Here is an 11,789-nt window from a genome sequence, read left to right on the forward strand (position 1 = left end):
GCCAGCATCACTCGAAGGGATTGGCCACCGACGTCACTTCGGGCGGCGGCAGCTGGTCGGGCAAGTCCTGCTTTTCCAGTTGCGCCACCACGTCGCCCAGCAGTTTTTGCAACTGTTTCGCCAGCGCCAGGCCCGGCTTGTCCAGGGTCAGGTCGATGTCGCCGCTGATGCTGATGCGGTCGATCCTGTTTTCGATGCTCAGGCTGCCGATCTCCAGCACATCGCTTTCATTGGCGTACGGGACGAATTTCTTTGCGCACATGGGATTTCCTTTCAAAGGGATTATTTTTTCGACTTGCTATTGATCTTGGGCAAACTCAGCATGCGCAACTTTTGCTGGCGCGTCAGCGACGGTAACAGATCGATGCCTATCCTGTCTTCCAGTTGCGCAATGCTCAGCACTTCATACGCCTTGGTATCGATGTTTTCAATGAAGTAGGCGGCGCCGGCGCGCTGGCGCGGGCTGTACACGGCCTTGTACAGATGGCTGGGCACAATGACTCTTCCCACCTTGCGCAGGTTGCCGCCAATGAAAGCCGGGCCCGTGATCACGTACAGGTCGCCCTCTTTCTTCGCCATCTTGCGCACGGCGCCCTCGATGCCGGCCCACACATAGCGGTTGTTGCGCGCATCCTGCGGCACCATGTTGGCCAGGGTAAAGCTGTCGCGCTGGCTCTGGCGGTCCGGCATGTCGCCGTTGGGCGCCATGTGGCCACGGTCGAAGCCGCTGCGCGCATAGTCGGCCAGCTCGGCGCGCTGGGCGGCGGGCAGCTTGCGTTCGGCGTGGAAGGAATTTTCGCGCGACAAGTCCTGCGCCGCTTCGAGGTTGTTCGCCGTCAAGTGTTCAGCCGACCACAGGGGCGTGCGCGTAATCCCCGAATGCATCACGCCAAACACGTTGTAGCACAGCTCCCTGGTCGCCACGTCCAGCTTGGGGTTGGTGATTTCCGGCTTGCGGCCATCGACGTAGTGGGCGGGACAGGCATCGGCATGCGCCAGGTTCGCGGCAAAGGCGGAAGCCAGCAAGCCGCACACCAGGGTCAGCCCGGCGATCGATCGTTGAAACATATTTCCCTCTGAAATCTTTGCAGGCCAGCATTCTAGCGGACGGCGGCCCTCGCCACAAACCCGCACCAACCTGGCGTGCGCGGCGGCGAACGGGCGTGCAGGCGGGCGTACGGGCGGCCCTGTGCAGAGCTGGCGCAAATAAAGGCCAACAGGCCGCGCACAGCCATTCATATCTGCTAAGATTGCCTTGATTCGTTCGCATCGACCATTCAAGATTTGGAGAGCATATGATCAAAAAAACCCTGCTGCTGATCGTTGTCGTCGTCGCCGCCATCCTCGGCTATGCCACCACCAAACCCGACACCTTCAGTGTCCAGCGCGAAATCACCATCAAGGCACCGCCCGAGAAAATCGCCGCCCTGATCACGGACTTCCACTACTGGGCCGCCTGGTCGCCGTGGGAAAAGCTCGATCCGGCCATGCGCCGCACGTTTACGGGCCCCGCCAATGGCCTGGGCGCGCAATATGCCTGGACGGGCAATGACAAGGTGGGCGCCGGCCGCATGGAAATCACGGAAGCGGCCCAGCCCGAACGCACCGTCATCAAGCTGGACTTCCTCAAGCCGTTCGAAAGCCACAACACCACCACGTTTGCCATGACACAAGAAGGCGACAGCACCAAGGTGAACTGGACCATGACGGGTCCCAGCCCTTACGTGAGCAAGGTCATGACGGTCTTCGTCAGCATGGATACCATGATCGGCAAGGATTTCGAGAAGGGCTTGAACAACCTGAAGGCGGCGGCGGAGCGCTAAGCCTTCCCCGTCGCGATGAAAAACAGGGCCGCGCGGCCCTGTTGTCGTTGGCGCCGCCCCTTGCGGGGCAGCCGGCTCAGAACTGCTCGATCCAGGCCGCCAGGTGGTCCGGCGTGAGCGCCGGTTCAGCCTGCACCACCTTGCCCTGCAAGCCCATTTCCGTTTTACTCAGCTGCAAGGACCAGCCGCGCCGCGCCAGCCACAGCAAGCTGGCCAGCCAGAACGAGTGAATGGCCGAGACGGGCGTGGTGGTGGGCGTTTCCAGGAATTCCGTCAGCAGGCGGCCATCGAGGAACAGCGCCGTGCCGCCCTGGTTTTGCAGCGCCGCGCCGAACACGGGCAGCAGCATGTCGATCGCCTGCTCCACGCCGCGCCCAGGATGCTCGCGCTCGAGCGTGTCGAGCTGCTGGCGCACGGCGGCGGCAAAGGCCGTGCCGCGGAAGGCTTCCGAACTGACCAGGTCAGCATAATCCATCAACAGCCAGTCCGGCTCCGGCGGCGTGACGCCAGCCGTCAGGGCCGCCGACAAATACGCTTCCACGGGCAGCTGCTGCTCCGGACCAGCCAGGCTGGCGCACAGCGCGTACAGGCTGCCGATGCGGTTGGCGACGGCTTGCCGCTGGCGCACCATCAGCTTTTCGCGCAGCAATTGGGCGTGCTCGTTGCGCAAGCGCGCCAGTTCCAGCGCCTGTTTGAGTTCCATGCGCAGGGCCGCGATATCCCACGGTTTCTGGATGTAGCGGTGGATCTGCCCCTGGTTGACGGCTTCCACCGTGTGCTCGAGCTCGGAGTACGCGGTGGTCAGGATGCGCACGATGTGCGGATGGCGGTCCCAGGCGTACGACAGCAGCTCATTGCCATAGGCGCCCGGCATGCGCTGGTCCGACACCAGCACGGCGATGCGGTCGGCCTGCTCGTCCAGGATGCGCTTGCCCTCCTCGACCGAGGTCGCCGTCAGCACGTCGGCCAGCGGCGCGATGGCGCGCTGGAAGTATTTGAGGGCGTTGGCCTCGTCATCGACATAGAGTATCGTCGGCAAGCCTTGCGCCGGCTCACGCTGAGCCGGTAAACGCAGATTGGCGTCAATCATGCTCGTTCCTTATATGTACTGGAAAATTCAGGGTTACCGTGGTGGAAGTGCCAAACTCGGTGGCGATGTCGAGGTTGCCGCCGAACGACTGCATCATGCGGTGGCAAAACACCATGCCCCAGCCCTTGCCTTCGTCGCCGTTGGCACTGACGGGGTCGATCAACAGCTGTTCGACAATCTCGGGGGCGATGCCGGCGCCATTGTCGCGCACCTTGATGCGGCCGGCGTCGATGCGGATGCCGATCGCCGGATGAGCCTGCTCACCGGCCGAGCGCAAGGCATTCGCCAGCACGGACGATAAAATCAGGGCGACGCAATTGGGGGACTCGGCAATGGAGAAATCGTCGCCCACGTCCACCGTGATGGCGGCGCGCTGGGCCGTGCTCAAGGGATAGCTGTCGAGCAAGGTGGTCAGCAGCTGGCGCGCGCTGCCGGCGCGGCGTCCGCCCTGCATGCCGGGCCCGGCGCTGGCCAGGCGCACCGTGTCGACAAAGCTGGCCAGCACCGACAGGCAATAGCGCGCATTGTCGTGCATCAAGGCGGCCGCTTCGCCGATCTCGGCCTGCGGCGCGGATTCCGCCTGCGCGCGCCGGGCGATGCCGCGCGCAAAATTGGCGATGGCCGCCAGCGGCGTGTTCAATTCATGCGCAAGAAACGCCAGCGATTCCTCCATCGCCACCAGGCCCTGGCGGCGCGCGGCGCGCTCGCGTCCCGTCTGCACGGCCAGTTGCAGCGCCGTCTGCATGGCGGCCAGGTCGAGCGGCTTTTCCAGCAGGCGGAACACCGCGCCGCCGTTGATCAGTTCGAGCAGCACATCCTTGTCCGCATACGCGGTGACGAGCATGCAGACGATGTGCGGATAGCGCTGCGCCACTTCCTGCAGCAATTCGCTGCCCAGGCGGTCCGGCATGCGGTAATCGGTGACGAGCACGTCGATCTGGCCGGCCTCGTCTGCCAGCAAGGCGAGCGCCGCATCGACGCTGAGCGCCGTCAGCACGCGGTAGCGGGCCCCGGCGGCGCGTTCGAAATACTTGCAGGCGAGCGCTTCATCGTCCACGTACAGCACGCTGGCGCGGCTATCGTTATCCATGCTAACGGCCCTCCCAATCGGAGCGCTGCAAGTCGAAATTCATGCTGGCCCACGCGCCCAGCTCGCTTTCGGCCGTGAGGGTGCCGCCGTGGCGCTCGATCACGCCATAGCTGATGCTCAGGCCCAGGCCCAGGCCCTGCCCCACTTCGCGCGTGGTAAAGAACGGCTCGAACACGCGCGCCAGGTTTTCCGGGGCGATGCCGGGACCGTTGTCGCGCACGCTGATGCGCAGGCGGTTCTCGTCCCAGTGGGCCGTGATGCGGATCTCGAACGGCGGCGCATTGCCCTTGCGCATGGACAGCACGGCATTGCCCAGCAAGTTGATCAGCACGCCCACGATGGCCGCTTCGTCGCCGCGCACCAGGGTGTCGACCGGCAAGTCGTGGCTGATGCTGACATTCTTCGTTTCATGGCCCACCAGGCGGATGGCCGCGTCGAGCGCGCTGCGGAACTGGAAGTGTCCCGTTTCCAGCTGGTTGCCGCTCTTGCGGTAGGCAAAGGTCTTCAAGTCGGAGACGATGTGCTGCACGCGCAGCATGCCCTGCTTGGCGTCGGCCAGGCATTCGCTGACGAGCGCGCTTTGCTTGGCGGCCGGGTCTTCAATGGCCACCTCGATGGCCATCATGCAGAAATTCACGGGGTTATTGACTTCATGCAGCATGCCGGCGGCCAGGGTGCCGATGGCAGCCATTTTCTCCTGCTGCAGCATCTGCCCCTTGATATCGGCCAGACTTTTGTTGGTTTCTTCCAGCTGCGTGTTCTTTTGCGCCACTTCCGCCTTCAGCTGGAACAGCATGAAGCGGGCGCGCTCATTGAAATAGGTAAACACGGCACTGATGCTGGCCGACATGATAAGGAACAAACAGTTGACGACAAACGTACCCGCCAGGTCGAAGCCGCCCGCATGCCAGGCACAGGCGCCCACATACAGCAGGCAGGAGATGGCGCCGAAAACCATATTCTGCCACAAGCCGAAGGCCAGCACGATGCCCGACGAATAGATGGCCAGGGTCATGCCCACGTAATAGATCGAGGTGGCGCCCTCCGTGACGGCGATCATCCAGGCGATCATGATTTGCGGCAGGATCAGCCAGACAAAGGTCAAGCCCTGGATGCGGTCCTGCGCCCAGCGCGTGCGCATGGCCAGCACGACGCAAAAGATCAGCACGGACACGAGGATGCGCGCACTGGTGAACGCCGACTGCTTGTCCGGATACAGGGCCGAATCGAGGCCCATGCCCAGCAGGATCAGCACGATGCCCGTGTACGCCCCGCCGCGGCTGAATTCCAGGCGGAAGTCGCGCAAAACGGCCGTGTAGCCGGCGTGCAGGCCTGGCGTATCCATCAAGGGATGCTCACTTCCGCAAACACATTCACGCCCGTGGCATCGACATAGATCAGCGGGTCCGTCGCGTGCTCGGGCAGCAAGGCCGACAAGCCCTCTTCATTGCGATAGATCAAATGCCATTCCAGCAAATGCTCCATGCCGAACTTGCCGGGGTTGTTCGCGTGCACATTCGTGACGAGCAAACGTCCGCCCGGCCCCACGCGCGAGGCGAAATGCATCAGCAGGCGCGCGCACACCTTGTCGGACAGATAGTCGAACAGGCCGGCGCAATACACGGCGTCGAAACTGCCGGGCAAGCCCGTGATACCGGCGCCATGGCGGCGCTTGAGCAGGTTGTGCACGGAATCGTGCACATAATCGATCTCGACCACGCGCCCCGTGCGCTGCATGATGGTGGTCAGCCGCGCGCGCGTCCAGTCCAGCGTTTCGCTGCTGAAGTCGACCAGTTCGAAGGCCAGCCACTGCGCGTCCGGGCATGTTTCCAGGAAGCGCTGCACCTCGATGGCCGGGCCGCAGCCCACGTTGAGCACTTTATACACGCGCCCGGCAGCGCGCGCCGCGGCCGCCTTTTGCGACAGGAATTCCGTCAGGATATCGATGCGGTTGCGGTGCGCTGTGGCCACGGCCGCCTGCAAGAAGGCCGCATTGACGATCTGAAAGTACGTGCTCGGCCCCTGGCGCGGGTCGTCCAGCAGCTGGTTGACCATCTGGTAATCGCCCGCGTAACCGAGCGGCTTGGTAAACGTGCGGAAAACGAAGGGCGCGCGCAGGATCAAGGGATGCAGCGCCGCCTGGGCGAAGGCGCGGTGCGCGGGCGCCCGCTCTTCCTCGACGAGCGAGGCTTCCACCTCGAGCTGGCGCAGGTACAGCTGGGTTTGCTCCATCAGTGGCAAGGCCAGCTCGTCGAAGATATCGGGGCGCAGCCGGCCGTTTTCCTTGGGCAGCGAGTCGGACAAGTCGACTTGCTCGACCCAGCGCGACACTTCCGACAGGAAGGCGCGCATTTCGTTGACGACGATCTGGTAATCGCGGCGGATGCGGAAACGCTCGCCCCAGCCGGCGACAAAGGCGCTGGACTCTTTCTGCACGGCGCCCTTGACCACCACCACGTCGCTCAGCTCGCGCCACTCGTCGATCAGGGTCACGGAAACGATGGCGGTCAGGCCCGTGTTGACGCTGCTGATGACGACGGCCTTGCCCACGTAGGCATTTTTCGCCCCCATGCGCACCGTCACGTCATTGAGCACCTCGCTGACCTGCACAATCGAGTATGGATTATAGATTTCCATGACCAGCGAATTGCGCTGCAAGTTGAAAATCGTGCCGCGCACCGCCTCACCCTGGGTGTTGCGGAAACTGACGACTGGATCGATCTGCGATTGTGAATACACGATTGAGCATTATCAAGTTGCCCGGTTTCCGGCGCACCCCACGGGTGACGCCAGTTTCCAGGCTGGGTTAAGGCACGGCACACCGGTCGTCTGCCGCCGGCACCGCCATCAAGATGACGGTATTGCGGCGTCGTTTGACGCCGTGCCGGAGCGCCTCAAAGCGCGTCTGTTCGCTCTCTGATCGAGTGTACTATGGATGTAGCAGAACGGGCAATTGTTCCCTCAGGAACGACTGTCCGTGGCGCTGGCGCGCAACGCCGGCGGTCAACCTGCCACAAAAAGGGCCAAAGCATGGCGCAGCAACTGCGGCGTTTGGCCCGTCCAGCGCTTGAACGAGCGGCGGAAGTTGGTGGCATCATGAAAGCCAAGATAGGCGGCCACGGCATCGTTGTCGTAGCCATGCGCCTGGAAAAGATAGATCGCCTTGTGCGCGCGCACCTGGTCCAGCTCGGCCTGGAAATGCGTGCCATGGCGCGCCAGGTGGCGTTTCAGGGTGGCGGGACTGACGCCGAACTCCTGCGCCGTGCGTTCCAGGGTCGGCGCGCAGCGGATATTGGCCAGCAGATAGTCGTACAGCGCGCCGAGCAGGCTCGCGGCCGGCACGGGTGCCACGGCCGCCGCACGCAAGGCTAGCGCCGCCGCCGTGGCATTGCCGCGCGGCCAGGGCTTATCCAGCCAGCTGGAATCGATGAGCATGGCGTCGACCTGGCAATCGAAGCGCAGCGTCTGGCCCAGGTGCACTTCGTGCTGCTCGACGTGGCGGGGCCGCGCCCGGTTGAAGCAAAAGCGCCACGGCAACGCTTCGCCCGCCAGCCAGCGGCACATGGCCGCCAGCGCCGTCATGTGCATCTCCACCAGAAAAGGCAGCTGGCTGGGCGCGCCGAACGCATCGACCCAGTACAGCACATGCATGTCGCCCGCCTCGCGCAAGCGCGGCTGCAGCAGCGGACACAGCAAGGTGTGGAATTCGCACAGGATGCCAAGCGCCTGGCGCAGATTCTGCGCCTGCAGCAAGGCGTGGCTGGCCGCGCCGTAATGGCCGGGCAGCATTTGCTGGCCCAGCATGAAGCTGGTATCGGCACTGTCCAGGCCGCGCGCCACGTTGGCCAGCAATTGCAGGTATTGCGCGGCGCTGACCTGGCTTTCCGCGGACGGCAGCGCGCCGCCATCGAGGCCCGTGCCCTTCAGCAGCGGCGCCACGGCCAGTTCGCGGCTGCGCGCATAATCGAGCACCAGCGCCGGCTGGTGATGGGCCGCGATGCTGGGGTCGCCTTGCTGGTTCAGCGGCATCAGGCGGGCGCAGCGGAACTGGCCCTGGGGCCGGCGCTGCGGCCGGGCGTTTCCACGGCCCGGCTCAGCTCGGCAAGCACCACTTCCGGCACGCCATCGGTGAGCGCGCACGCATGCCGCAGGCTCAGGCGGATTTCGCGGTTGTCGTTGGCGTGGTGGCGCATCTGCCCCACCATGGCGCACAGGTGGCGCGCCTTCGCGGCCGCATCCTCGCGCGACACGCCCGGCATCAGCACGGCGAAGCGGTCGCCCGCATAGCGGCACAGCAAGTCGTCATTGCGCAAGTTCAACAGCAGCATGTGGCCCACGGCTTGCAGCACGCGGTCGCCTTCGCGGTGGCCGTATTCGCGGTTAATCAAGTGAAAGCTGTCGATATCGAGCAAGACCAGCGCGCAATCGAGGCCGGGCCGGCGCTCCTGTTCCAGGCGCATCTGCGTACGCAGGTAGCTGGCGTCGGCCAGCTGCGTGATGCGGTCGAAGGCGCGGTGGTCGCGGAACAGGCGTTCGCGCTTTTGCAGGTGCTCGTTCAGGCGGAACTGTTCCTGGCGCCAGTAATACATGCCGATCGTCAGCACCAGCATGCCGAACGGAATCAAGGCTTCCAGCCAGTTATCCCACACGGCGCTCTTATCGACGGCAAAGAATTCGTCCAGGCAATCGGCCCAGGAGCCCAGCATGATGGCGCACAGGCCGCCGGCAATCAGGCGCGTCACCAGCCCGCGGGGACGACTGCTGAGAGTGAACAGGAACCAGATGCCCGCCATGACGGCCGTGCCGCCTTCGCAGACGATATCCATCCACTTCCAGATGGCAAACGGTTTAAGGTGCCCCAGTGTGGCGTACAGGAACAAGAACAAGGGCAACGCGAGCGCGGCGGCAATCAGGCTGTTACGGTGCAACGGCAGCATGTGGGAAACCTTTAAAAGTGGTGCTGTCGCCACGATAGCGCCCGCCCATGACGGCACGATGACATGCCCCACGCCCGTGCGGCAGGTGCAAACGGCTCATCATTAGCAGCGCAGCCGATGCAAATCCGGCAAGCAGCATCCCATGCGCCCTGCGCTGGCAGGTCATTTCAGCTCACCATGATTCATTTCCAGCTGGAAAGCGCTCACAGGCCGTTGTTTTCAAGGTGGCAAGCCCTTGCCTGTCACGCAACCGTCATATTTGCTGCCTAGAATCCGCCCGGTTCCCTCCCCTAACCGAGCTCTTCATGAAAACCATGCACATATCGTTCCCCTCTCCGCTGCGTCTGACGGCCGTGGCCCTCGGCATCATGGCCGTCTTCAGCGGCCAAAGCCATGCGCAAGCGCAAGATGCGGATGGCCAGCCGGCCGCCACCGTGGTCGTCAGCGGCCAGCGCGCCAGCCTGCGCAACGCCATCGCCGCGCAAGAGAAAGCCGACAATATCATCAGCGTCATCAGCAGCGACGATATCGGCGGCTTGCCGGACAAAAACGCGGCCGAGGCGCTGGCCCGCTTGCCGGGCGTGTCCGTGCAGCGCGACCAGGGCGAAGGCCGCTACATCACCGTGCGCGGCCTGGGCCCGGACTTGAACGCCGTCACCATCAACGGCGCGCTGGTGCCGTCGCCGGAAGCGGGACGCCGCGCCGTGGCGCTGGACATCCTGCCTGCCGGCCTGATCCGCACGCTGGAAGTCTCGAAGACTTTACTCCCTGAAATGGACGCCAACTCGCTGGGCGCCACCGTCGAAGTCAAATCGCTGTCCGCCTTCGACTTGCCGGGCAAGCTGCTGTCGGCCAACGTGGGCGCCAGCTACGATGAAAAGACGGGCAAGACCAGCCCAAGCGGCGGCGCCCTGTGGGCCCAGCGCTTCCTCGACGGCAAGCTGGGCGTGGCAGCCGGCCTGAGCGCGGAAAAGCGCTCGTTCGGCTCGGATGACGTGGAAACGGGCGGCGCCTGGAGCAAAGGTAAATTGTCGGGCCTGGAATTGCGCGACTACCTGCCCGTGCGCAAGCGCGGCGCCCTGGCCGTCAACCTCGATTACCGTCCCGAAGCGGGCAACAGCTGGCTCTTGCGCTCCTTCCTCAGCGAATTTTCCGACAATGAAGTACGCGACCGCCTGACCATCAGCAATATCGCGGGCGGCAGCCTGGCCGAAGGCCAGACGGCCAGCGCGCGCGCCGAGCGCCGCATCCGCCAGCGCAAGTACACGCAGCAAGTGCGTTCCTTGGTGCTGGGCACGCAACAGAAATCGGGCGACTGGACCCTGGATGTGAAAGGCGGCCTGAGCCGCGCCACGGAAGACACGCCGGAATCCCTGAACGACGGCCGTTTCCGCGGCACCAGCAATTTCGCCGGCATCAGTTTCACGGATACGCAGGAACCGAAATTGAGCGGCCCCGCCTCGCTGTACGACCCGGCCAGCTACGCGCTCAACGCCATCACCCTGCAAAAGCGCTACTCGAAGGACAATGAACACCACGCGCGCATTGACCTGGCCCGCAAGTTTGACATCGCCACCCTGAAGTTCGGCGCAAAAGTCAGCCGCCGCGAAAAAACCAATGACACGGATCAATGGGCATATAACAGCAGCAAGGCTTCCAGCGGCAATTACTGGGGCGCCGGTTCCACGTCGATGAGCAATTTCGTGCAAGGCCACAATCTCGACTATGACCTGGGCAACATCGGCGTGGCCCTGGACCCGGCCCTCATCCGCGCCCGCGTAGCGGGACTGGACCGCACCAAGGCGCGCCTGGCGACCGAGTCCATCATCAACGACTACCGCATGCATGAAGACATCAACGCCATGTATGTGCAAAACAGCTACGACTTCGACGCCTGGCACATCCTGGGCGGCGTGCGCGCCGAGCGCACCAGTTTCGAAGCGGCCGGCTCGCAGGTGGATAGCGCCGGCGTCGCCACGGCCTTGACGCGCGAACGCTCGTACACCAATTGGCTTCCAAACCTGCAAACCCGTTATGACCTGGATCAACATACCAGCGTGCGGGCCGCCTGGACGCAAGCCGTCGTGCGCGCCAACTTCAGCCAGCTGGCGCCCGGCATCAGCCTGGCCAGCAACACGGAAGCCGTGATCGGCAACCCGGACTTGAAGCCGCTGAAGGCCAACAACCTGGACCTGGGCATCGAGCGCGTGCTGGGCAATGACGGCGTGATGTCGGCGTATGGTTTCTACAAGGACATCAAGAATTTCACGTACACGACGAACCTGGCCGGCACGGGACAGTGGGCCGGCTACACGACGGCCACCTCGTATGCGAATGGCGACGCAGCCAAAGTGAAAGGCATCGAACTGGCCTACATGCAGCCGTTGCGCATGCTGCCGGCGCCGTTCAATCGTTTCCTCGTCGGCGTGAACGGCACCCTGAGCACCTCGAGCGCGCAAATCGGCCGCTTCGACAAGGCCAGCAACAAGCAGCTGAACCGCGACATCCGCCTGCCGGGCCAGTCGAACCAGGTGATGAACTTGATGCTGGGCTATGAAACGGGCCCGGTCAGCGCCCGCCTGGCCCTCAACTACAAGTCGCCTTACCTGCTGGAAATGGGCAACGACATCCTCGACCAAAGCCAGGACCATATCGTCGCCGGCCAGAAACAGCTCGATTTCTCGCTGTCGTACCAGATCAACAAGCAGTTCCAGCTGATGTTCGAGGCGGCCAACCTGAACAACGAGAAATACTATGTTTACCAGGGTACGAAGCAATACAACGTGCAAAACGAACAATATGGCCGCACCTTTAAAGTGAGCCTGAAAGCCAGCGCCTTCTGATGATGA

The 11,789-nt window shown here is 63.6% G+C and carries 10 protein-coding genes; 2 read left to right on the top strand and 8 right to left on the bottom strand.

Annotated features, from left to right (window positions below; translation table 11 throughout):
* Window positions 1-7 precede the first annotated feature (7 nt).
* Window positions 8-262, bottom strand: coding sequence for a hypothetical protein (locus O3300_RS03800; protein WP_077404902.1), 255 nt, complete (start codon window positions 260-262; stop codon window positions 8-10).
* Window positions 263-282: 20 nt separating this feature from the next.
* Window positions 283-1,068, bottom strand: a complete 786-nt coding sequence (locus O3300_RS03805) for a DNA/RNA non-specific endonuclease (RefSeq protein ID WP_305052085.1) — start codon at window positions 1,066-1,068, stop codon at window positions 283-285.
* 227 nt (window positions 1,069-1,295) lie between these two features.
* On the opposite strand from O3300_RS03805, the gene O3300_RS03810 reads away from it, so the two are divergent.
* Window positions 1,296-1,823 carry an SRPBCC family protein gene (locus O3300_RS03810; protein WP_077404908.1) on the top strand — a complete coding sequence of 176 codons (528 nt, stop codon included), beginning with the start codon at window positions 1,296-1,298 and terminating at the stop codon, window positions 1,821-1,823.
* A 76-nt stretch (window positions 1,824-1,899) separates the two neighbouring features.
* Here the strand turns inward: O3300_RS03810 and O3300_RS03815 are convergent, their stop codons facing one another.
* From O3300_RS03815 to O3300_RS03840, 6 genes are all read right to left on the bottom strand, one after another.
* Window positions 1,900-2,913 carry a response regulator gene (locus tag O3300_RS03815; protein ID WP_251348576.1) on the bottom strand — a complete coding sequence of 338 codons (1,014 nt, stop codon included), beginning with the start codon at window positions 2,911-2,913 and terminating at the stop codon, window positions 1,900-1,902.
* The gene (locus O3300_RS03820; RefSeq protein ID WP_305052086.1) at window positions 2,906-4,003 is read right to left on the bottom strand and encodes a hybrid sensor histidine kinase/response regulator; all 1,098 of its coding nucleotides are present in this window, start codon (window positions 4,001-4,003) and stop codon (window positions 2,906-2,908) included. The genes O3300_RS03815 and O3300_RS03820 overlap by 8 nt, the downstream gene beginning before the upstream one ends.
* 1 nt (window position 4,004) lies before the next feature.
* Window positions 4,005-5,348, bottom strand: a complete 1,344-nt coding sequence (locus tag O3300_RS03825; RefSeq protein ID WP_099667841.1) for a sensor histidine kinase — start codon at window positions 5,346-5,348, stop codon at window positions 4,005-4,007.
* The gene (locus O3300_RS03830; RefSeq protein ID WP_099667840.1) at window positions 5,348-6,742 is read right to left on the bottom strand and encodes a class I SAM-dependent methyltransferase; all 1,395 of its coding nucleotides are present in this window, start codon (window positions 6,740-6,742) and stop codon (window positions 5,348-5,350) included. Before O3300_RS03830 ends, O3300_RS03825 begins: the two co-directional genes overlap by 1 nt.
* 264 nt (window positions 6,743-7,006) lie before the next feature.
* A complete protein-coding gene (locus tag O3300_RS03835; protein ID WP_305052087.1) occupies window positions 7,007-8,032 on the bottom strand; it encodes an AraC family transcriptional regulator in 1,026 nt (341 codons plus the stop codon).
* Entirely contained in the window at window positions 8,032-8,940 is a 909-nt protein-coding gene (locus O3300_RS03840) for a GGDEF domain-containing protein (RefSeq protein WP_077404925.1), read from the bottom strand. The genes O3300_RS03835 and O3300_RS03840 overlap by 1 nt, the downstream gene beginning before the upstream one ends.
* 305 nt (window positions 8,941-9,245) lie before the next feature.
* Here O3300_RS03840 and O3300_RS03845 point away from each other — a divergent pair, with 305 nt between their 5' ends.
* Window positions 9,246-11,783, top strand: a complete 2,538-nt coding sequence (locus tag O3300_RS03845; RefSeq protein ID WP_305052088.1) for a TonB-dependent receptor — start codon at window positions 9,246-9,248, stop codon at window positions 11,781-11,783.
* Window positions 11,784-11,789 lie beyond the last annotated feature (6 nt).

Source organism: Janthinobacterium sp. SUN206 (assembly GCF_030587305.1).
Taxonomy (GTDB): domain Bacteria; phylum Pseudomonadota; class Gammaproteobacteria; order Burkholderiales; family Burkholderiaceae_D; genus Janthinobacterium; species Janthinobacterium kumbetense.

Coding starts and splice junctions, on each gene's coding strand:
- O3300_RS03800 (WP_077404902.1), bottom strand. CDS start 262: ATGTGCGCAAAGAAATTCGTCCCGTACGCCAATGAAAGCGATGTGCTG.
- O3300_RS03805 (WP_305052085.1), bottom strand. CDS start 1,068: ATGTTTCAACGATCGATCGCCGGGCTGACCCTGGTGTGCGGCTTGCTG.
- O3300_RS03810 (WP_077404908.1), top strand. CDS start 1,296: ATGATCAAAAAAACCCTGCTGCTGATCGTTGTCGTCGTCGCCGCCATC.
- O3300_RS03815 (WP_251348576.1), bottom strand. CDS start 2,913: ATGATTGACGCCAATCTGCGTTTACCGGCTCAGCGTGAGCCGGCGCAA.
- O3300_RS03820 (WP_305052086.1), bottom strand. CDS start 4,003: ATGGATAACGATAGCCGCGCCAGCGTGCTGTACGTGGACGATGAAGCG.
- O3300_RS03825 (WP_099667841.1), bottom strand. CDS start 5,348: ATGGATACGCCAGGCCTGCACGCCGGCTACACGGCCGTTTTGCGCGAC.
- O3300_RS03835 (WP_305052087.1), bottom strand. CDS start 8,032: ATGCCGCTGAACCAGCAAGGCGACCCCAGCATCGCGGCCCATCACCAG.
- O3300_RS03840 (WP_077404925.1), bottom strand. CDS start 8,940: ATGCTGCCGTTGCACCGTAACAGCCTGATTGCCGCCGCGCTCGCGTTG.
- O3300_RS03845 (WP_305052088.1), top strand. CDS start 9,246: ATGAAAACCATGCACATATCGTTCCCCTCTCCGCTGCGTCTGACGGCC.